Genomic DNA, 20564 nt, shown 5'->3' on the forward strand with positions numbered 1-20564 from the left:
GCGGCCCGCGCTTGCAGGCGGGCGAGCGGCGCGGTAGGTGTGGGGCGAGGCCGCCCTTCGGCTGGCCCTTCGGACATGCACGAAACGCCAGGTACACGGTGCGCGGGGGGCGGGATCCTGGGACACGTCGGGGGCACGCCGCTGGTGCCGCTGCGGCGGCTGGCCGCGGGGCTGGCCGCTCCGGTGCTGGTGAAGTGCGAGCACCTGAACCCGGGCGGGAGCGTGAAGGACCGCATCGCGGTGGCGATCGCGGACGACGCGGAGGCGCGCGGGCTGCTGCGGCCGGGGATGACGATCGTCGAGGCGACCGCCGGCAACACGGGGGTGGGGCTGGCGCTGGTGGCGGCGGCCCGGGGCTACCGGCTGGTGTGCGTGCTGCCGGAGAAGATGTCGGCCGACAAGCGGGCGGCCCTGGCGACGCTCGGGGCGGAGGTGATCGTGACGCCGAACGCGGCGCCGTCGCACCCGGACAACTTCCGCCGGGTGGCCGAACGCCTGGCACGCGAGCGCGGGTGGTTCCTCGCCGATCAGTTCAACAATCCGGCCAACGTCGAGGCCCACGTGCGCACCACGGCGGCGGAGATCCTGACCCAGACGGGCGGGGTGGTCGGGGCGTTCGTGGCCGGGGCGGGCACGGGCGGGACGATCACGGGGGTGGGCCGGGTGCTCAAAAGGGCATGTCCGAAGGTGCAGGTGGTGCTGGCCGATCCGGTCGGCTCGGGGCTGGCGCAGTGGGTGGAGACGGGGACGCTCGGGCCCGACGGGGCGTACGCGGTCGAGGGGATCGGCGCGAGCGAGCCGCCGGGCAACCTCGATCGCTCGGTGATCGACGCGGCCGAGCGGGTGTCCGACGCGGAGAGCTTTGAAATGGCGCGGCGGCTGATCGCGGAGGAGGGGCTGCTGGTCGGCGGGTCGGCGGGGACGAACGTGGCGGCGGCGCTGCGCGTGGCGGCCCGCGGGGGGCTCGAAGGGCCGGTGGTGACGGTGCTGCCCGACAGCTGGGATCGCTACCGCAGCAAGCCGTGGCTGCAGCCCGGGAACGGGTGAGCCGTCCGGCGCGTGCCGGTCGCTTCGCCGGAGTCAGGGCGGAATGACGACAGTCGCCGGGGCGCTCGATGATGTTTGAAGCGCCGGGCGGCAATCATGGGAGTCGGGGCCGCACGACGAGCGACGCTCGCATCGTCGAGCGCGCCGCTCAATCGTCGTAGATGAACGGAATGTCGAGGCCGCCGAAGCGCTCGCCGGTGTCGGGGTCGAGGAGCTCGAACATCAATTGATGTGGCGGACGTCCTCGAGGTCCTCGAAGTAGAGGAAGCCGGTGATCCGCCCGCCGGGGCTCAGGACGCCCTCGGGCAGGGCCCGCTGCAGCAGCTCGCCGTCGGGCAAGGGGAAGTGCTGACAGGAGGTGTAACAATTGCCGTAGTAGTCGGCGCGGAACGGGAAGCTGCCGCCCCACACGGACAGGGCGGGGTACCACGGCGAGAGATAGGGGGCGAGGCCGAAGCCCATCGGCGGATAGACGAGGTCGACGGGGCCGTAGGCGACGCCGGTGACGATGACGGGCGGCAAGGCGGCGAACCGCACGCCCGCGGGCGTGACGAGGGCGAAGTGCTCGTAGCGCAGCTCGAGCGACCGCCGGCTGCGGTTGGTGAGGGTGACGAGGACAGGGGTGACGAGCTCGTCGAGCTCGGGCGGGTGACCGCGCCAGGCTTCGCTGACGGCGACGAGCTCGATGCCCGCCTGCTCGTCGACGGCCGAGGAGGCGATTCCCGGGACCCGCCTCGACTCGGGCGCCGGCTCGAGGTTGCCCGCGCAGCCGAGCAGCGCGGCGCCAGCGAAGAACCATCGACGGACAGTCGCTACGTTGTGCTGCAGCATGGGGGTCGTGCTCGCCCCAATCGTTGAGCCGATCGTCCCCGCGGCCACGCGGCGCACGCGGCCCCGGCGGACGCAGGCGCCGCGACGTCACGAATAGCGACACGGCGAGCCGCGGCGCGAGCGCACCGTCGCGAACTCGTCGCGATCGCGGAATCGCCGGCGCGGGTGTGCGGGGCCGGCGATCGCCTCCGACCGGGCGGATGCGCCCTCCGGACCGCTTGCTCGCCCCCGCGCCAGTGCTATCCGACCAGGTTGCGCGCGAGGACTACGCGCGAGCAGGCGAGCAGAGGAGGCCTCATGAAGACGACCAAGCAGCTCCCGATGCACGAGTGGAAGACGTACTTCGACGGGTTCACGCGCAAGCACCTGCGACCGGATGCGGCCGGGATCGTGACGATCCAGGCGGTGTCGCAGCGGATCGGCGACCAGGTGCTCGCCGAGAACGCACGCCTGCTCGGCATCAGCTACGACCCGCACGGGAAGACGCTCGAGGTGCAGCTCGAAGGCGAAGACCACCTGGTGTTCCGACCGGCGGAGGTCTGGGTGCTCGAGGGCGACCGCGAGGACGTGCTGGCGACGTTCGAGCTGGTCCGACCGGACGGGATCAAGGAGATCTTGCACGTGCAAGGCGGGGGGCCGATCGAGCGCGCGTGCGCGGCCGGAGGGCTCCGGTGACGCCGGAGACGAACCGGCGGATGGCCGGCGGGGCGCTGGCAGTGTCGGCGTTCAGCATCGCGCTGGCCCTTTTCGCGTACTGGCGCGCGGGCGGCAAGCAGGACGCCGAGACGGCGCACGCGGAGATCCGCGCGACGGTCGATTCGCTGCGCGAGAAGCAGACGGAGCTGGTGGAGCACACGCGCGGGTCGCTCGACGCGGCGTTCCAGAACAGCCGCGATCGCCTGACGCGGGTGCGCGAGCTGCTGCGGATCGAGAAGGACCGCGCGGAGGCAGAGCTGAAGCACCAGCTCGACCGGGCGGAGGGCGACGTGAACCGGCTGGTCGCTTCGGTCGAGCTGGAGGCGCGGAAGATCCGCGACTCGACGATCGGCAGCGCCGAACAGGCCGAGCGGGCGCTGTCGCAGCGGGTGCGGACGATCGAGGGCCGCGTGGCGCTGCTGCGCGCGAAGTACAAGGCGCGCCGCGCCGAGGTGCTGGCGGACGGGCAAGAGTACGAGGAGGCGTTGCGCGCGCTGGTGGAGGCGACCGACCTGCTCGACCAGGCGCAGGAGCGCCTGCCTCGCCAATACGACCCGACGGTGGGGGCGCTGCGAGTGGCGATGCACGAGGCGCTGGCGTCCGTGCAAAGCCGGGCGGTCGACAGCCGCGAGCGGCTCGACGAGGTGCTGCGCCAGACGAACTCGCTGGTCCGCACGCTCGAGAGCGACGAGGCCACTGCGGCCGGATCGGTGGCGCCGCCGCCAGGTCATCCCGCGTCGTGAGATCGAGATGTCCTTGAGGACAGGATCGGCCGACGCAGTCGGCGTGGTGAGATGTCCTCGGGGACAGGAGAGGCGGACGCGGCCGGCGTCGCTCGGAGCTGTCCTCGGGGACAGCATCGATGCGTCTCTTCTTGAGATGTCCTCGGGGACAGCCGATGCCGGTCGCCGCGTCGTGCCGGGGCGGCGATCAATCGGGGGCGCACTGCTTGGCCGCGCGATAGGTGTGCAGCACGCCCTCGCCGAGGACGTTCCAGCCGCCGCCGCTCACGCCGTCGAACCAGTGCACGGGCGCGTCGAATGCACGCTCCAGGGTGAACTCGCCGCTGCTCTCGCGCCAGCGCCACAGGTGGCCTGCGTCGAGCAGGGCGGCGTGAAGCTGCCAGTACTCGGAGCTGCTGGTGCCGAACTGCACCTGCAGCAGGTCGCCCTCGATCTCGGTCGGCACCGGGCTCCACGAGGCGCCGCCGTCATGGGTGAGGAGGACGGTCCCGCCGTCGCCGACGGCGAGGCCGCGAACGGGGTGGTTCCCGGCGAGTTGCGCGTCGCAGCCCTCGAGAGCGAGCGAGCGCAGGTCCTCCTCGGTGCCGCTGGCGACCGAGCGCCAGGTGAGGCCGCGATCGGTGGAGCGCACGATCGTGCCGCCGTCGCCGACGGCGATCGCGGTGTCGGGGTGGACGACGCCCACGTCGCGCAGGGTCGCGGAAGTTGATGATTCGGCGGGGCTCCACGACTCGCCCTCGGTGGTGCTGCGGAGGATCCGGCCCGCAGCGCCGACGGCGATGACGTAGGGCGCTTCGGCGTCGCAGGCGTGGCGCACTCCGAACAGATCTTCCTCCGCCGGCGGCGACACAGGGGCCGTCCACGACGCGGCGCGGTCGCGGGAGCTGCGGATCGTGCCGGCATCCCCGACGACGATGAAGTCATCGGCGGTGACGGGCGACGCTGCGATCGCTCGCAGCCGCGAGTCGGCGCGCGCGACCTCCTCGAAGTCGACGAAGATCGCGGCGTCGGTGCCGATCTGGACGCCGACCTCGAAGCGGCGGAGGCGTGGATCGACGGCGGTCTCGGTCCAGCCGACGCAGTCGTCGCCGCAGCCCGAGGCGAGGTTGACCGTTGCGCCGAGCAGCGCCGCGACGGCCCGGCGCGAACGAGCTTGCGAGCGGGCCGATGCGCGACGGGAGGTCATGGGCGCTCGGCGCCTCACTGGAAGCGGACGAACACGCCGAAGCGCCAGACGAAGCCGCGGATGGCGAGGTCGCCGAGGTCGCTGGTGTGCGTCGGGAGCGGGTCGTCGGAGACGGCGAGCTCGGGGCGGACCTTGATCTTGCTGCGGAAGGTGTAGCCGGCGGCGAGTTCGAAGCCGGCGGTGGCCCGCGCCGCGCCGCGTCGCGGCAACCACTTCTTCGGCAAGTACAGCGAGACGCCGGCCTGGGCGTCGGCCATGGCGGTGACTGCCTGCTGGTAGCCAGCGTTGTAGGAGGTGCTGTACGACGACAGCGACAGCGCGGTGAAGCTGGGGCCGCCGCCGACGTGGGCGAACACGTCGAAGCCCTCGCGCACGACCGCGGCGAGGCGGAAGAACACCAGCGGCTCGCGGACGGTGAGCTCGGCGTCGAAGCTGCCGTAGAGGTAGTTGTAGGCGCCGAAGCGGCGGAAGCTGGCGCCGCCGCCGAGGAAGATGCGGCCGTCGGCGAGGCGGAAGTCGCCGCGGATGGTGCCCCCGGCGTGGAAGGCCGAGCGGTTGTAGTCGAAGGCGCGCCAGGCGGGGTCGAAGTTGACGGTGGTGCCGATGTCGCCGCCGAGGTCGACGCGCCAGCGGATCGGTCGATCGGGCCGGGTCGGCTCGCGGCTCGGCGGCGGGGTCGGCGGGCCGGCGCTGGGCGGCGGCGGCGGCTGGGTGGCGGCCGACGGGGCGTCCTGCGCGGGCGGAGCGACGGGCACCGGCATGGGCATCGGCGCGGGCGTGGGCGTGGCGCTCGCGGGCGGCGGGTCGGCGGCGGCCGGGCTCCACGCCTCGACGGCGGTGGGCGCTTCGGCCGCGACGGCGCTGCGATCGGCGGCAGCAGGGGCGGCGAATACGAGGGCGAGGATAAGCATGGAGGACGGCATGTCTCACTCCTGATCGAGCACGCCCTGCAGCAGGAAGCCCCAGTGCACGTGGCTGGTGGATCGCGAGGGGTCGGCCGGATCGACGATGGTGAGGTGGCCGGCGGGATCGTCGTGGGTGACGACGATCCGGTCGGGGCCGGGCAAGTAATGGAAGGCGCCGATGAGGTCGTCGAGCAGCATCGACTCGGGGTTCAAGGTCTGGAGGTCGACGGTGCTGACCCACGACTGGCCGGCGGTGCCGAGCAGCAGGCGATCGCCGACGAGGGCGCTGCCCCGCGGGTCGTAGGGGACCTGCGAGGACAGGGGGGTGACCTGCTCCTCGGGGAAGTCGACGACGTAGAGCTTGTTGCCGCTGCCGATCAGGACGCGGTCGTTGTCGAGGACGACGAGCTCGTCGATGCCGGTCTCGATCTTGAGGTGCTTGGGCTTGCGGCCGAGGCTGTCCTCGATGCCGCCGAGGTCGAGGGTAGCGATCTGGGTGCCGTTGCGAGCCCAGGCGACGACTTGCTTGCCGCCGCCTGTGTCGCGCAGGAACAGCCGCTGGGCGGCGCTGCCGAGCGGGACGACGAAGCCGCCCTGGGTGCGGATGTCGGTGAACACGAGGGCGCCGGCGGCGGCGTCGACGGTGATGAGGTACGGGACGCTGGCGCTGTCGTAGAAGAGGAAGTCGCTGCTGGTCTGGCCGACGGGGATCAGGCTGATCTGGGCGGTGAAACCGCTGCCGTCGCCCTCGTCGATGAGGGTGAGCATGCCGACCTCGCTGCCCTGGGCCGACAGGACGAACAGGGCCGGGTCGGCGAACAGGCCGTTGCCGGGCCGCAAGAGGGTGGTGCGCGGCGAGAAGCCGATGTCGCTGCCGAGCGGGACGGCGACCTGGTCGAGCGCGGGATCGTCGAGGTCCATCAGCACGACCTCGCTGTCGGCGAGGAAGGCGGCGATGTCGTGGGCGACGCCGCCGATGAGGATCGGGGTCTCCTCACCCTCGACGATCTGGCCGGGGAACTCGACGGACTTCAAGGTGCCGCCGAAGCCGTTGAGGGTGACGTTCTCGACGCCCTTGCCTTTGAGGTCGACGATGGCGATCTGGTTGGCGTTGTGGAGCTGCTCGCTGCTGCCGTCGCCGCCGAAGTAGAGGATGGCGCGCCGGTGATCGGGGCTCAGGGCGGCGGCGGTGAACGGGGCCCGCACGTCGTAGACGACCGGGTCGCCCTTGCCGTCGGCGGGGAAGCGGTAGAGCTGCTCGTCGATGTCCTCCTCCTTGGCGCTGGCGGGGATCGTCAGGGCGAGGACGGAGTTCCGATCGCGGGTGGCGGCGCTCCAGGCGACGACGGTGTGCTCGTCGCCGACGGCGGCGCGCCGGGTGGTGACGCTCTCGCCCTTGGGCAGGACGAACACGACCTCGTCGCGCGCCGGGTCGACCCATACCAGGCCGTCACGGGTGGTGACCGGCGGGAGCAGGTCGAAGCTGCCCTCGTATGGATCGGGCGGCGCGCAGGCGCCGGCGAGCAGCGCGAGGGTGAGACAGGAGCGTAAGCGAAGCGGTGGTTGCATGATCAATCTTTCACCGAATCATTGAGGACGTAGCCGGTGACGGTCTGGACGGCGCCCTTCGGGTCGACGAACGTGATCCGTCCGGTGGGGTGCTGCTGCGAGACGAAGATCTTCTCGGTGGGGTCGACGTAACCGGCGCCCTCGGGCGGCGAACCGAGGAGCAGCGGCTCGACGATGAAGTTGCCGAGGTCGACGAGGTCGACCTTGCGCACGCCGAGGCCGTCGTCGCGCAGCAGCACGGCCGCGCGCCCGCCGTCGGGGGTGAAGAGGATCGGGCCGGGCTGCGCCTCGGTGTTCTGCCGCTTGAGCAGCGGGAAGGCCGGGGTGAGGTCGAACAGGCTGTAGGACCAGCGGTCGTCGGTCCGCACCGGGTGACCGTCGTGGACGAGGATGGCGTTGCGGCTGTCGGGGGCGATGCCGACGCTGATGATCGGGACCTCGACGAAGAGGGTGACGAGGTCCCAGCCGTCGCCGTCACGCCGCGCGAGGGTGATCCGCTGGCGCGGGTCGGCCTGCGGCGGACCGTCGTCGCCGGTGGTGCTGGCGGTGGTGCTGCTGGTGCCGGTGGTCGTGTCGGTGCCGGTGCCGCTGGTGGTCGAGTCGTCGCCGGTGGTCGAGGAGGAGGAGGAGGACGAGGAGAGGTAGACGCCGTGGTCGTCGTACAGCGGGAGGTCGGAGGCCGGCGCCTGGGTGAGCGCGAACGGGTTGACGGTGGTGTAGAGCAGCATGGTGTCGCCGTCGGGGGCGACGCTGGCGAGGCCGACGTACTCGCCGGGGACGTCGTGGACCGCGAACTCGCCAGGGCCGAGCGGGAGCGGGACCTCGAGGAAGCGGCTGCCGCCGGGGCCCGGGAGGGTGAGGACGGCGAACTCGCCGGAGCTGGCGACGTCGAGGTCGGTGGGGACGCCGGGGAGGTCGAGGACGGTGAGCTCGCCGCCCGGGAGCTGGGTGACCGCGAGCCACGGCTCGCCGTCGACGCGCGCGAGGGCGATGCCGAGGCCGGCGACGATCTGGACCTCGAGGGTGGCCGGGTCGATGCCGGGATCCTGGACGACGGGCAGAAGCGGCGGCTTGCCGACGGCGCCGAGCGTGGCGAACGGGATGACGTTGACGCCGGCGGCGGTGATGACGTAGGCGGTGCTGTCGTCGGGCGCGAACACGATCTCGCGCGGGTGGGCGCCGACGGTCATCTCGTAGGCGGTGCCGGCGGCGACGTCGAGGACGGAGAGCTCTTGATCGCTGCCGGCGCCGAGCTGCTCGGTGCCGTCGACGTCGTGGTAGACGAACACGAAGTTGCCGCCCGGCGAGACGGCGAGGTTGTTGGCGCCGGGGGTGACCTTGTGGATCTCGACGGTGGTGGCGCCGGCCTCGCTGGTGCGCAGGACGGCGACGTCGTTGCTGCCCTGATCGAGGACGACGACGCTGCCGGCGTCGCCCGCTTGGCCGGGGATCGGCTCGACGACGGTCGGACCCTGGCCGACTTCGACGACGTCGATGACGAGGTCGGAGGTGTCGATGACGGCGACGGAGTCGGTGGTCTGGCTGGCGCTGTAGACGTACTTGCCGCTGGCCTTGGGGACGCGGAAGTCGCCCTCGTCCTCGGTCTCGGGCGGCGGGGCGCCGGTGGTCGGGGCGCCGTCGGTGCCGCCGGTGCCGTCGGTGCCGCTGTTGCCGGTGAGGCCGCTGCCGTAGCTGTCGGTGTAGTAGCCGCTACCGTAGGCGCCGTCATTGCCGCAGGCGACGAGGAGGCTGAGACAGACGGGCCACATCGAGACGGGGTGCCGGGGCATCGGGCGAATCTCCAGATAAGGTTCGAGGCTGCGCGGGTTCACGGGCTCGCGCGCTCGCGTGAAGGAGTAACCGGGGGCCGCAGAAAAATTGCGGGGGGCGAAAATCTCGCGCGCACGCGCCGGCGCGCCCGTCGGCGAGCCAGCGGGCGCGGGCGCCCCGTCAGTCCTTGACCGAGTCGTTGAGGACGTAGCCGGTGACGGTCTGGACGTCGCCGTCGGGGCCGATGAAGGTGATCCGGCCGGTCGGGTGGGCCTGCGAGACGAACACCTTCTGCGTCGGGTCGACGTAGCCGGCGCCCTCGGGCGGAGAGCCGAGCAGCAGCGGCTTGACGATGAAGTTGTCGAGGTTGACGAGGTCGACCTTGCGCACGTCGGCGAGGTCGTCGCGCAGCAGGACGACGGCGCGGTCGCCCTCGGGGGTGAAGAGGATCGGGCCCGGCGGGGCGAGGGTGCTCTGGCGCTTGAGCAGCGGGAAGGCAGGGGTGAGGTCGAACAGGCTGTACGACCAGGCGGCGGCGGAGGCGGCCGGATCGAGGTCGTGGACGAGGATCGCGCTGCGGCTGTCGGGCGCGAGGCCGACGCTGACCAGCGGGACCTCGACGAACAGGGTGACGAGGTCCCAGGCGTCGCCGTCGCGCCGCGCGAGGGTGATCCGCTGGCGCGGGTCGGGCTGCCCGTCGTCGTCGTCGAACGGGTCGACGGTGGTGTAGAGCAGCATGGTGTCGCCGTCGGCGGCGACGCTGGCGAGGCCGACGTACTCGCCCGGGACGTCGTGCTGCGCGTACATGCCGGGGCCGAGCGGGAGCGGGACCTCGAGGACGGCGCTGCCGCCGGGACCCGGGAGGGTGAGGACGGCGAAGTCGCCGGCGGGGGCGACGTCGAGGTCGGTGGGGACGCCGGGGAGGTCGAGGACGGTGAGCTCGCCGCCCGGGAAGCTGGGTGATGGCCAGCCACGGCTCGCCGTCGACGCGCGCGAGGGCGAGGCGCTCGGCGGCGACGATCTGGACCTCGACCCGCGCCGGATCGACGCCGGGATCCTTGACGACGGGGAGGAGCGGCGGCTTGCCGACGTCGCCGAGCGCGGCGAACGCGATGACGTTGACGCCGGCGGCGGTGACGACCCACGCGGCGCTCTCGTCGGGGGCGAACACGACGTCGCGCGGGTGGGCGCCGACGGTCATGCGGTGGGTGACGCCGGCGGCGAGGTCGAGGACGGACAGCTCCTGGTCGCTGCCGGGGCCCTGCTGCTCGGGGCCGTCGACGTCGTGGTAGACGAACACGTACTTGCCGCCGGGGCTGACGGCGAGGTTGTTGGCGCCGGGGGTGACCTTGTGGATCTCGACGGTGGTGGCGCCGGCCTCGCTGGTGCGCAGGACGGCGACGTCGTTGCTGCCCTGATCGAGGACGACGACGCTGCCGGCGTCGCCCGCTTGCCCGGGGATCGGCTCGACGACGGTCGGGCCCTGGCCGACCTCGACGACGTCGATGACGAGGTTCGCGGTGTCGATGACCGCGACCGAGTCGGTCGACTCGCTGGCGCTGTAGACGTACTTGCCGCTGGCCCGCGGGACGCGAAAATCACCGTCGTCCTCGGTCTCGGGCGGGGGCGGTTCGCCGGCAGAGGTGCCGTCGGTGGTGCCGATGCCGTTGCTGTCGCCGGTGTCCGAGCCGCTGTCGGTGGCGCTGTCGCCGTAGTCCCCGCCGGCGAGCTCGTAAGAGGCGCAGGCGGCCAGGCAGGGGGCGAGACACAGGGCCAGCGTCCACGCAGATCGCAGAGGCTTCATGAGCAGCTCCAAGTTCCAGTCAGGTCAAGGCAAGGAAAAGGAAAGGAGCCTCGATGCTAGCCCGGGGTCCAGGGGGCAGCAAGAGGGGCCGCCAGGAGGCCCGGGACGGCCGCGGAACAGCGAGCGGCCGCAGCCGGGTCGGGGCTTGCGCCATGAGCGGGCGGGCGGGCGTCCTCGCCGACGGGGGCGCCGGGTCGAGGCTCGGGCGCGCCTGCTCCCACCCGCCGCGAGGCGGACTCGCTCGCGCCGGAGGGCGCTGCCGGCCTGTCTTTACGAGCATGTCGAACAGGACATGAACAAATGGGCATGTCTTCAGCGACATGCCCCTTCGGATATGTGCGAGGAGGCGCCGGCTCAGTGCTCGGCGAGGACGATCACGCGGTCGCCGGCGGCGAGGCGGATCCGCTCCGACTTGCGCGGGTTGAGGACGACGCCGTAGGCCTTCTCGGCGTCGTGGGCGCGGGCGGCGAGGCGGTAGCCGAGGGCGATCTCGCCGCGCCGGGCCGCGGCCTCGACGACGGTGTAGAAGTCGATGTCGCTGCCGGGCTGGACGTAGTCGCGGGCCGGCTTGAGGTAGATCTCGTGGCCGTCGGGCGACAGCAGGTCGTCGAGGACCGCGGCGATCCGCCGGTTCTCGCTGACCTGCGAGACGACCAGCGAGACGAGGGTGTTGCTGATGATGAAGTCGTCGGCCTCGGTGACCGCGGCGAGGTCGCGGTTCTGGCCGTCGAGCATCTCGCTGGTGATCGGGACCGACTTGCCCTGGCGGCGCAAAATGTCGCGCAGGTGCAGGAGGGTGATCATGGTCCGCGAGTCGGTCATCTCCTGCGTGCGGCCCTCGGTCTCGGCGAGCACGAGGATGTTGTCGAAGGCGGCGACGTCGAGGCCGTCGAGGACGGCGCGGTCGGTGACGTCGCCGACGCGCACCTGCACCGCGGTGTGCTTGAGCTCGTCGCCGCCGAGGCGGGCGGCGAGGTGCCGCGCCTCGCCGACGACGAGGATGGTCGAGCCGGGGGCGACGTAGGCGTCGAGCTCGCGCAGGACCAGCGGCAGGAGCTGGCTCTCGCCGAGCACGAGGGTACGCTCCGGCTTCGGGGCGGCGTGCGGGTGCAGCGGCGCGAGGGCGGCGTCGGCGACGGCGGTCGGGCGACCGTTGACGAGCACGGTGTCGTCGTCGCGGCTGACGGCGATGACCTGGTCGCCGGGCTCGAACCGGCGCTCGAACGGCGGGGGCATGAGCCGCTCGCCCGCGGCCGTGTAGACGCCGACCAACGCGCTGTCCTCGTAGGCGAACAGGGCCTCGCGGAAGGTCTTGCCGTGCAGCTGCGGCTGGGCCTGGATGTAGAGCTCGTCGCCGCTGAAGGACAGCAACTCGGTGTAGACGACCGAGAGCCCCGATTGCCGCCCGGTCTGCACGAGCACGCGGCTGACGAGCGGCGGGGTGAGGATGAGGCCGGCGGCGTCGCCGACGACCATGCGCGCGACCGAGAGGGTCTTGTCGCTCTTGATCTCGGCGACCACGTGCGGCTGCTTGCCGGCCTTGTCGCCGGCCTTGGCGACGGCGAGCAAGGTCTTGAGGACGACGGTGTCGGCCTCGGGCCCGTCAGGCGACATGACGATGACGGAGCGCGCCTCGCCGAGGTTGACGAGGTCGAGGTCGCGCCGCACGAGCGGGCTGCCGGTGCGCGTGACGACCCGCATCGGCACGTCGCCGAGGACGCTGCGCAGCTCGTCGTCCATGGCGACCTTGTCGTGCTCGGCGAGGATGACGACGGAGGCGCCCGGGCGGTTGGCGTTGGCCTCGGCGAGCTCGGCGAGGAGGGCGTGGATCTTGCCGGTCCAGCCGAGGATGACGGTGTGGTCGCGCTCGATGACGACGCTCCGACCCTTGCGCAGGCGCTCGAGGATCTCGCCGAAGCCGCCGGTCAGGACGCCGATGAGGGCCGAGAACACGAAGATGCCGCCGAACGAGACGGCGAGCATGATGAAGAGGAAGCTCCACGAGCCGGCGTCGCTGCCGACGGCCCCGGGATCGATGGCGTGCATCAGCCCGAGCCAGACGAGCCGCCCGAACGAGACCGGCTCGCCGTCGCCGCCCTGCGGGCTCAGACCGGTGAGGGTGAGCAGGGTCGAGGTGACGAGGATCAGGACGAGGGTGACGATCGCCAGCATGGCGATCTGCGAGCCGACCCCGCGCGCCATGGCGTTGTCGAATCGATAGCGCAGCCTCTGCTTCAACGTCGGGGACGGCACGGTCGCGGCGCGTTCTATCACAACAGCGGAGGGCCGCCGCGGCGATAATTCTGCGAGCCGGGACGAACGACGATCCTGTCCGCGACGACAGAACGGGGCGTGGCGCGCTCACGCTGGCACCGGTGCAAATGCGGCGAGCCGAGCCCGTCCATGTACCTGCACACGCGAGGCCGGACGCGAGGGTCCACCAAGGCAGAGTTCCGCTGGGCGAGCCCGCGAGGATCGCGGAGACCCGGCCTCTCGGCGCGTCGCGTCGTGGACGACGCCGGGCCGCGCCCCGCGTGCCTCGCCCGGCGAGCGCGTGGACGGCGTCGAGCGCGGCGCGGGCGAGGACTCGACGCGCGGACGGACCCCGGCGTGCGCCCGCGCGACGCACGGCGCCGGCGGCCCGGGATGGCGCAGCGGCTCGATGAGGCGCTCGGCGCGGATGTCGTCGGCTTCGCTTGCCGTCGGTCTCGTCGAGGCCGCGCCGAGCTCGCAGGTGTCGGCCCGGGGGGTGTTCGTCGGGAGCGACTCTACGGAATGGGTCGGTGTGGCGATATCGCGGTGATTGTCGCGTGTTGTCTTTGGACATGTGTGGGCAATGTGTCGCGTTGATTCGCGGCTTTCGGGGCGCGGGCGGGAATGCCCGCGGTGCTCGCGGCCCCCGGGCGAACGCCGTGCGCCAACGTACGGATTTCTTCGCAATTGAGCGAGGGTCGCCGATCACTGGTGTTTTAATCGGAGCGAGCCACGGCGCGCGATCACGTGCGCCAGGGTGGATTCGCGGCCGATTTCCAGAGGAACATCGTATGCGCAATCCGACCCGTCCATCGATCTCCCTGCCGTGCGCCGCTGCGCTCGCGGTGTCCGGCCTGTTCGCCCTCGCGCCCGCCGACGCGGACGCGGCGGGCAAAACGGTCCGGGTCCACGTGCAGGCCCCGGTCGACTTCCACAACCCGATGGCGACGCGCCTCGAAGGGATCGAGCAGTACGGCCACGCGCTGTTCTACCAGGACTTCGCGATCCCCTACGACCAGCTCGAGAAGCTCATTCACGAGAAGCTCGACGAGCTGGTGCCGAACAAGATCGGCGACACGATCGTGTGCACGGACCCGTGCCCCGACGTGACGTACAGCATCCGGATCAAGCCGACCTTCAAGTTCACGAAGAAGAACCAGCCGGTGGTGACGAAGATCGGGCCGTCGGGCGACGCGCGGGTCAAGGTCGAGCTGAGCTCGCAGGCCAAGGTGTCGGTCCACGCCGACGTCCACGCGGAGACGTGGTTCGACAGCGTCGACGTGCCGGTCGACGTGTTCGTGGTCCTCGGCGTCAAGGCGTCGGTCGAGGTCGGGCTGTGGCCGAAGATCGATCCGAAGCCGGTCTCGCTCGAGTTCACGATCGACGACAAGAACATCGATCTCGAGCTCAACGGCAAGGCGGTGGGCCTGGGCATGAAGTGGGGCACGATCATCGGCCTGTCGCCGGTGGGGCTTTGGTCGGCGGGCCGATCCTCGGGCCGCTCCTGGCGATCCTCGGCGACGAGGCGGCCGACTACGCGGAGCAGAAGGTCAGCCAGATCTTCTACGACCGCACCGAGAAGCTGTTCGCCGAGGCGACGCGCGGGCTCGAGGACATGGTCAACGATTACATCGAGCCGTACGTGAAGCAGGTCAACGACATCAAGGACGCGCTGCTGAACAAGCCGATCAAGGGCGTGAACAAGACCGTCGGGCAATTGCTCGGGCAGCTCGGGGCTTCGCTCGAGCTGCACACCGTGGCGCCCGACGGCGGGTTCGCGGCGTCGGCGTTGGTGCGCATGAGCGGCGCGCCGGCGGGCGGGAAGATCTACGGGTCGGTGCGCATGCCCAAGAAGGTGTGCGAGTACGCGAAGGTCAGCGGCGGGCCGCTGAAGGGCGCGACGCTCCCGCTCGGGCTGGTGGACGCGAACCAGGACCTGCAGGCGAAGGTCGGGCAGGCGTGCTCTGCGGTGCTCGGCGCCGATGGCATCGGCCGGCAGGTGTACCTCGGCGCGAACCCCCGCACGGTGCTGGGGGCGACGGCGCAGAGCTTGCCGTCGTGGAAGTCGTCGGGGTCGCTGACGTGGAAGGGCAACCTGGTGGCGGAGGCGGACTGGTACGCGTGCAAGTTCGAGATCGGCGGGCTGCCGAACGCGGCGGTGGTCGAGCTCGAGACCGGCGGCGCGGTGGCGGAGCGCCACGTGGCGGCGAAGGAGCGCTTCTTCGAAATCACCGCGGCCGGCAAGAGCCTGGTGTTCGACGCGGGCCTCAGCCCGGAGCCGGTCGAGGGCGGCAACGGGCAGGTGATCTTCGGCGGCGCCGGCAAGTGCGGCGGGGGCGGCGGCGGAAAGGGGGCAGCGCCGAACAAGCTCAAGGAGCTGAAGGATATGCTCGACCCGGCGAAGTGCCCGCAATGCGGGGTCGTCCGCAAGCCGGGGTCGGAGCACGTCATCGAGATCACGAACGGCGACGCGTTCGCCAAGACGAACTTCGGCAAGGACCTGATCCAGACGGTCAACGCGGCCAAGCTGAACCCGAGCCAGGCGGCGCCGAGCGTGAAGCCGGGGGCGGTGAAGCCGGGCATGCAGCGGTGAGACCGGCTGCCGCGCGCGCGACCGCACCGGCCGCGCGCGCGGCTCGCGGCGGCGATTTCGCGGCCGGCTGATTGGCCCGGGTCGCTGCGAGGATGCTGCGGCCTCGCGGCCCCGCACGAAGCATCGCTTCGAGTCCGCGCGCGGCGATGCGCGAGCCGGCGCGGTGCGTGCGCAGGTGGGGCCGCGAGTGGGTTTTGACCTGTCTGAAGGGTCATGTGGTGCCATTCACGACGGCGCGGGCGGCGAGCGAGCGGCGGGGGTGATCGGGGTCGCATTCGCGGCAGCGCCGCCGGGCCACGGTCTGGAGATGCGAATGGACGCAGCTCCAGGGACGATGGCGCGGGCGACCGCGGGGATCGAGGCGGTCGAGGTCAAGCAGACGGTGGCGGCGCACGCCCACGCGCGCGCGCTGGCGGTGCTGGGGCTGCAGCCGCAGGAGGCGCTGTGGCGGCGCCTGTTCTTCTACGACACGCCCGCGCTCGACCTGCACGCCGGCGGGGTGGTGCTGCGGGCGCGCTCGACGGCGGGCGAACCGGACGACTCGACGGTGAAGATCCGCCCGGTCGACCCGATCCGCGTCGAGCGCTGGCGCGGGGTGCCGGGCTTCAAGCTCGAGGCCGACATCGTCGGGACGACGGTGATCCGCTCGGCGTCGTTCACGAGCCGGCAAGGGGGCGCGGAGATCGACGCGGTGGCCCGCGGGGAGCGCTCGATCGCCAAGCTGTTCTCGCAGGCGCAAGAGGCGTTCCTGCGCGCGCTGGCGCCGACGCCGGTCGAGCTGGCGGAGCTGCTGCCGCTCGGGCCGGTCCACGTGCGCCGCTGGCAGGTGCGCCACGCCGGGCTGCCGCACCGCGTGTGCGCGGAGGCGTGGCGCATGCCCGACGGCGGGTCGCTGCTCGAGCTGTCGATCAAGGCCGACCCGGCGGCGGCGGCGGCGGCGTCGGCGGGGTTCTCAGGGTTCCTCGCGGAGCTCGGGATCGCGGTCCGCGAGGCGCCGGAGGCGAAGACGCGCACGGCCCTGACGTCGCTGGTGGCGGCATCGCAGCGCTGAGCGAGGGGGCGCGAGGCGGCCGCTCCCTGAGGGGAGCTCTCGCGCGGGACTTGAACCGCTTCGGGCGAGGGCGTTCTTTTAGGCAACGCGAGTCATAAGGTCACGCCGCTCCTGACCGGTCTCACAGTCGCCTTGTTGCTGGAATCATGGAGTATTCGAGCACTCTCAGCGTCGCCGTCCGCTCCGTGGGGCCGGGGCTACGGTAGGAAGCTTGATCCGCAAAGCCTCTCCGAAGTCAATCGGCTGATCGGCGATCGTGTCGTCGTTCATCATGAACATCCGTAACGTCATCACCAGGCTGGGGAACTTTTGTCCGGATTGGCCTTCAATCTCACGCGACATGCGCTGCAGAATGTCGTCGCGATCGGCTCCTACCGTGATCACTGGGGTTGCAAGCGCGACGACAGCATGCCGAAAGACACGGTTGAAAAAATCTCTGTGTCTCGTCAAGACGACTTCCAGCCGCCCCATAAATCGTTCGAGCCGGTCCCAGCGTGCCATTCCGTCGACCTCCTCATCGCGGTGGGACAGGTCATCGTCTACGCATCCGCATGCCGTCAAAAGGCCGAGAAGGCAGTTGTACCGCGGCTGCTCCTCTCGAAAAAACCGCTTGAAGAGATCGAGAACCTTCTCGTCTTTGTGTCGTCCTTTGAACTCCTCGGATGCATCCTTGATCTGCATGAGGAGTTGAAAGCAGACGCGCATGACGTACTCCTGCCGGGCTCGGCTATTGGCGGCGTCAAGCACCTCGAGCCGAACTTCTGAGTAATGTCCCTCGAAAATGTTACTAGGGTAACGACTGAAGAGGCCGATGTACAATAGCCTGAGGGCGTCGTACGAGACCTTCGTGTGATGGATTTCGTCGAGGACGTTGGAGATGTTCTCCTTGCCCGTCGCTGGCATTCCGTATCCCAGGCTGATGGCGATTTTCGAACAATCTGAGGACGTAGAAAGCGGGCGAGCTCGAGATCGATCCTCGAGACTTGATTCTGGTAATTCGCCGACTTCGCCACTTCCCATGAGTCCTCGCCGACAACGACCTTCACAACGACCATTGCTGCGCCGGCAGCTTCGCCCGCCTGGACAATGCACATGGTTGTCTGGCAGCCATTCACAATGCTCCCCCCACGAAGTCGTAGTGTTCGGCTATCAATGCGTTCAACCGAGTCGGCGCGGAAGGTAATCCCATTATTGCGGCCAAGCATCTTCGCAGGAGACTGAGTCAGTGTTTCCGTGATCGCCTCATTAACACTCCCTCGAACGTCGCCCTTGACGTTGACCCCGAGAAATTCACGAATGTTCTCAAAGAAAAGGCTGCTGCCGTTCGATTCGAACAGCTCACGCAGCGCTTCCCCAGACACGACGGAGAGATATACCGGGTCTACATGGACAATCTCGGCGCTCAGCCGGAGATCGATCTCTGACGCGATAAAGAAGCTTTGACGATAGAGCGTTTGCAAGGTCCCGAGCAGGCGAGGACCGTCCAGAACCTGGAGTCTGCCGCTCGCCTGCAAGCGGCGATAGAATTCAAGGACGGCAATCGAGAATCCTCGTAGCGTCGGCGGATTTCTCCGAGGTTACTGGATGTTACGAGGACGTAGGTCGAGCCGTCGTCGACTCGCTCGGGAAACAGAGAGAGCTCGGCTTCGGACTCGCACGCAAGCTCCTTGTCGTAGGCCGCAAACTTACTGATTACGCCGTCGAAGTCCTGCACTTCTCGCATACGGAACTTCGTCTGCCCAAAAATCTTCGCCTTCGCAGTCGGATGGGCAGATACCAAGTCAATGCCCCGGTCATGAGTCTTCTTCGGGCTCGGCTCTGGGGGAGGCATATCGCCCCAAAAATCGCAAAGGGGGAGGATTTTGCATGCGAAGGCGACGAAGCCGTCCCCCTTCTCCAAATTTGTATGGTCAGAGAACTTCTCTTGCAGGTGGATCGAGAAGGCCTCCGCAGTGCGCAAGAAGAGCGGTAACTCCGTGGGTCCGGGGTTTGTGTGCATGTCTCGTCTCCGCGCGGCGAAGGTTACTCGATCTCTTCGGTCACGAGAAGCGCCTTCTGCGCAGGCGACGCATCCGCGAACGGGGCCTCACTTGCGCCGGGACCTCGCGCGAGGGGCGTCCAGGTCGTCTGGTCGGCAGTGCTGCGGTCGAGGGTCGAATGACACGCCGCGTTGGCGGTGAAAGCGCTTCCTTGACGACGAAGCAGTCGTCGCCTCTGCCCGCGGCTCAGGCGCCACCTAGCCGCTCCGTTTGCCGTCCCTCTCTGCGGAGACGTGTGAAAGAGTCTAGCAGCCGCTCTGACACAGACCGCGGCAAGCAGCGCCGCTTGCGTCCTCAGGCGTGAGGTGCTCGCGGCCGGTCGGAGAAGTCGAGGAATGGTTTCGGTGGAGCGAGCGGCGCGCGCGTCACGGGCCCTGGGTGAGCGGCGGGCGGCGGGCGTAGGTCGCGGGGTCGAGGGCGTAGCAGCCGGCGAGCACGGGGCCGCCGCGGAGCAGGCTGTCGCGGCTGGCGCGGGCGCTGGCGGCGAAGCGCTCGAGGGCGTCGAGGTCGTCGTCGGCGGCGACGTCGGTGTGCTCGGCGACGAGCTGGAGGAGGAGCGGGAGGCAGCTCGCGCGGCCCCACCAGGCGGCGTTGAGCTCGGTGTGGTCGCGCTCGAGGCTGAGGTCGACGAGGTTGGCCGAGCCGAGGGTGGCCCAGGCGCCGTCGACGATGCACAGCTTGGCGTGGGTGTAGATCTCGCGGTGGCCGTCGTCGTCGCTGCGGGCGAGCGCGGCGAGGGTGAAGCCGGGATGGCGGGCGAGGGCGGCCAGCTGCGTGAAGGTGGGGCCGTAGCGGTGCTCGTGCTCGCGGCCGTGACGGGCGAGCTCGGCGACCTCGGCGGCGGCGTGCCAGATGGCCGGCATGGGGTCGGCAGGGACGACCATGACGACGCGGACGCCGCGGCTCAGGGCGGCGCCCAGGGCCTGCAGGACGGCGTGCTGGCCGGGGTGCTGGTTCTCGATGTAGATCGTGCGGCGGGCGGCGGCGATGGCAGCGAGGTAGTGGGCGAGGATGCCGGCCTCGCCGGCCTCGCTGTCGAAGGGGCGGGCGTCGACGACCGGCGTGAGGCCGCGGTAGAGGCCCGGCGCGAGGCTGCGGGCGAGCTGGACCTGCACGTCGCCGCACTCCGGCGGGAGGCGCTCGGGCCACGGGAGCGGACCGGCGCGCAGCTCGTCGGGCCACGGCGGGGCGGCGGGATCGATGCGGGCGAGGTTCCACCGCTGGACGAAGTTGTGCTCGGCGTCGGCGACGACGGGGCCGCGCAGCTCGAGGAAGGCGTCGTGCTTGTGCGAGCCGCGGAGATGGCCGGGGTGGGCGAGGGTGGAGTTGCTGAGGACCATGCCGCCGACGAAGGCGAGCGCGTCGGGCTCGCCGGCGTCGACGAGGAAGGCCTTCTGGTGGTGACAGTGGGCGGGCTCGATGGAGCTGTCCCAACGGGCAGCCCACGTGGCCCGGCGGGCGGCGAGCTGGCGCTCGGCCGGGCCGCCGAGGAAGACGTGGCGAGTGCTCGAGAACCGCGGGTTGCGCCAGAACAGGACCCGCACGTCGAGGCCGCGCGCGCGGCAGCGATCGAGCAGGTCCCACCAGGCGAGGCCGTCCGGGAAGCAGAAGGCCGGCTCGATGAAGGAGACGACCGCCCACACGCGCGCGCGGGCGGCAGCGACGGCGGCGGCGAGGCGATCGTAGAAGGGGACGCCGTCGATCCAGGGGATCACTCGATTGCCGCCGCGGACGGGGTACGGGCCGTGACCGTCGGCGATCGCAAGCAGGCCGTCGTCCTCGTGCATGCCTCGGAGAGTGCCCGCGGGCGTCGAGGCTGTCGAGGCGATGTTGGTTCGCCCTGCTGCCAGCGCGCATCACCGACGCGCTGATCCGAGCGTGGGCGAGCGAACGTCCCCGACGGCGAAGCGCTCGGAGACCGAGGCCCCCGACGGGGTCCTGTGCGACGCGGACGTCGACCCGCTGGCGTCCTGCTCACGCTCGTGCACGAACCGTGGCGGTACGTGTCTGAAAGGGCATGCTCCAACATGCATGTTTTAAGGGACATGCTGCATCGAGCATGTCCCCCGGGACCGGC

16 protein-coding genes and 1 pseudogene are annotated in these 20564 nt (G+C 70.5%); 7 read left to right on the forward strand and 10 right to left on the reverse strand.

Annotation, left to right across the window (positions count from 1 at the left end; genetic code table 11):
• Positions 1-75: 75 nt before the first annotated feature.
• Complete coding sequence (locus OV079_RS09100; protein ID WP_267767499.1) at positions 76-1047, forward strand: PLP-dependent cysteine synthase family protein; 972 nt, start codon at positions 76-78, stop codon at positions 1045-1047.
• Positions 1048-1269: 222 nt separating this feature from the next.
• Here OV079_RS09100 and OV079_RS09105 read toward each other — a convergent pair whose 3' ends face one another.
• A complete protein-coding gene (locus OV079_RS09105) occupies positions 1270-1878 on the reverse strand; it encodes a hypothetical protein (protein ID WP_267767500.1) in 609 nt (202 codons plus the stop codon).
• A gap of 297 nt (positions 1879-2175) precedes the next feature.
• Between OV079_RS09105 and OV079_RS09110 the strand changes: the two genes are divergently transcribed.
• Positions 2176-2553 carry a DUF5335 family protein gene (locus OV079_RS09110; RefSeq protein ID WP_267767501.1) on the forward strand — a complete coding sequence of 126 codons (378 nt, stop codon included), beginning with the start codon at positions 2176-2178 and terminating at the stop codon, positions 2551-2553.
• Complete coding sequence (locus OV079_RS09115) at positions 2550-3317, forward strand: AAA family ATPase (protein WP_267767503.1); 768 nt, start codon at positions 2550-2552, stop codon at positions 3315-3317. The genes OV079_RS09110 and OV079_RS09115 overlap by 4 nt, the downstream gene beginning before the upstream one ends.
• A gap of 187 nt (positions 3318-3504) precedes the next feature.
• Here the strand turns inward: OV079_RS09115 and OV079_RS09120 are convergent, their stop codons facing one another.
• The 5 genes from OV079_RS09120 to OV079_RS09140 form a co-directional block, all read right to left on the reverse strand.
• The gene (locus OV079_RS09120; protein ID WP_267767505.1) at positions 3505-4503 is read right to left on the reverse strand and encodes a WD40/YVTN/BNR-like repeat-containing protein; all 999 of its coding nucleotides are present in this window, start codon (positions 4501-4503) and stop codon (positions 3505-3507) included.
• 14 nt (positions 4504-4517) lie between these two features.
• Positions 4518-5426, reverse strand: coding sequence for a hypothetical protein (locus tag OV079_RS09125; RefSeq protein ID WP_267767507.1), 909 nt, complete (start codon positions 5424-5426; stop codon positions 4518-4520).
• 3 nt (positions 5427-5429) lie between these two features.
• Positions 5430-6977 carry a hypothetical protein gene (locus tag OV079_RS09130; RefSeq protein ID WP_267767509.1) on the reverse strand — a complete coding sequence of 516 codons (1548 nt, stop codon included), beginning with the start codon at positions 6975-6977 and terminating at the stop codon, positions 5430-5432.
• A gap of 2 nt (positions 6978-6979) precedes the next feature.
• On the reverse strand, positions 6980-8767 hold the full coding sequence (locus OV079_RS09135) for a YncE family protein (protein ID WP_267767510.1): 1788 nt from the start codon (positions 8765-8767) through the stop codon (positions 6980-6982).
• 160 nt (positions 8768-8927) lie between these two features.
• Positions 8928-9554, reverse strand: a complete 627-nt coding sequence (locus tag OV079_RS09140; RefSeq protein ID WP_267767511.1) for a hypothetical protein — start codon at positions 9552-9554, stop codon at positions 8928-8930.
• A gap of 127 nt (positions 9555-9681) precedes the next feature.
• Between OV079_RS09140 and OV079_RS09145 the strand changes: the two genes are divergently transcribed.
• A complete protein-coding gene (locus OV079_RS09145) occupies positions 9682-10611 on the forward strand; it encodes a hypothetical protein (protein WP_267767513.1) in 930 nt (309 codons plus the stop codon).
• 294 nt (positions 10612-10905) lie between these two features.
• Here OV079_RS09145 and OV079_RS09150 read toward each other — a convergent pair whose 3' ends face one another.
• Complete coding sequence (locus OV079_RS09150; protein ID WP_267767516.1) at positions 10906-12753, reverse strand: CASTOR/POLLUX-related putative ion channel; 1848 nt, start codon at positions 12751-12753, stop codon at positions 10906-10908.
• A gap of 1525 nt (positions 12754-14278) precedes the next feature.
• On the opposite strand from OV079_RS09150, the gene OV079_RS09155 reads away from it, so the two are divergent.
• From OV079_RS09155 to OV079_RS09165, 3 genes are all read left to right on the forward strand, one after another.
• Positions 14279-15397, forward strand: a complete 1119-nt coding sequence (locus OV079_RS09155; RefSeq protein ID WP_267767518.1) for a hypothetical protein — start codon at positions 14279-14281, stop codon at positions 15395-15397.
• 313 nt (positions 15398-15710) lie between these two features.
• Positions 15711-16448, forward strand: a complete 738-nt coding sequence (locus OV079_RS09160; RefSeq protein ID WP_267767519.1) for a hypothetical protein — start codon at positions 15711-15713, stop codon at positions 16446-16448.
• Between the two features lie 318 nt (positions 16449-16766).
• A complete protein-coding gene (locus OV079_RS09165) occupies positions 16767-17213 on the forward strand; it encodes a hypothetical protein (RefSeq protein ID WP_267767520.1) in 447 nt (148 codons plus the stop codon).
• Positions 17214-17392: 179 nt separating this feature from the next.
• On the opposite strand, the pseudogene OV079_RS57505 reads toward OV079_RS09165, so the two are convergent.
• The 3 genes and pseudogenes from OV079_RS57505 to OV079_RS09175 all read right to left on the reverse strand — a co-directional run.
• Positions 17393-17809, reverse strand: a pseudogene (locus OV079_RS57505) (AIPR family protein); the annotation flags it as partial.
• A 41-nt stretch (positions 17810-17850) separates the two neighbouring features.
• Positions 17851-18408: a hypothetical protein gene (locus tag OV079_RS09170; RefSeq protein WP_267767522.1), complete on the reverse strand. Its 558-nt coding sequence runs from the start codon at positions 18406-18408 to the stop codon at positions 17851-17853.
• A gap of 444 nt (positions 18409-18852) precedes the next feature.
• Positions 18853-20274, reverse strand: coding sequence for a phospholipase D-like domain-containing protein (locus tag OV079_RS09175; RefSeq protein ID WP_267767523.1), 1422 nt, complete (start codon positions 20272-20274; stop codon positions 18853-18855).
• Positions 20275-20564 lie beyond the last annotated feature (290 nt).

The organism is Nannocystis pusilla (assembly GCF_026626665.1).
Classification (GTDB): domain Bacteria; phylum Myxococcota_A; class Polyangia; order Nannocystales; family Nannocystaceae; genus Nannocystis; species Nannocystis pusilla.

Bases quoted from the DNA above. Each gene is read 5' to 3' on its own strand.
- OV079_RS09110 (WP_267767501.1), top strand. From the start codon at position 2,176: ATGAAGACGACCAAGCAGCTCCCGATGCACGAGTGGAAGACGTACTTC.
- OV079_RS09135 (WP_267767510.1), bottom strand. From the start codon at position 8,767: ATGCCCCGGCACCCCGTCTCGATGTGGCCCGTCTGTCTCAGCCTCCTC.
- OV079_RS09120 (WP_267767505.1), bottom strand. From the start codon at position 4,503: ATGACCTCCCGTCGCGCATCGGCCCGCTCGCAAGCTCGTTCGCGCCGG.
- OV079_RS09105 (WP_267767500.1), bottom strand. From the start codon at position 1,878: ATGCTGCAGCACAACGTAGCGACTGTCCGTCGATGGTTCTTCGCTGGC.
- OV079_RS09175 (WP_267767523.1), bottom strand. From the start codon at position 20,274: ATGCACGAGGACGACGGCCTGCTTGCGATCGCCGACGGTCACGGCCCG.
- OV079_RS09150 (WP_267767516.1), bottom strand. From the start codon at position 12,753: ATGGCGCGCGGGGTCGGCTCGCAGATCGCCATGCTGGCGATCGTCACC.
- OV079_RS09130 (WP_267767509.1), bottom strand. From the start codon at position 6,977: ATGCAACCACCGCTTCGCTTACGCTCCTGTCTCACCCTCGCGCTGCTC.
- OV079_RS09125 (WP_267767507.1), bottom strand. From the start codon at position 5,426: ATGCCGTCCTCCATGCTTATCCTCGCCCTCGTATTCGCCGCCCCTGCT.
- OV079_RS09140 (WP_267767511.1), bottom strand. From the start codon at position 9,554: ATGTACGCGCAGCACGACGTCCCGGGCGAGTACGTCGGCCTCGCCAGC.
- OV079_RS09160 (WP_267767519.1), top strand. From the start codon at position 15,711: ATGGACGCAGCTCCAGGGACGATGGCGCGGGCGACCGCGGGGATCGAG.
- OV079_RS09100 (WP_267767499.1), top strand. From the start codon at position 76: ATGCACGAAACGCCAGGTACACGGTGCGCGGGGGGCGGGATCCTGGGA.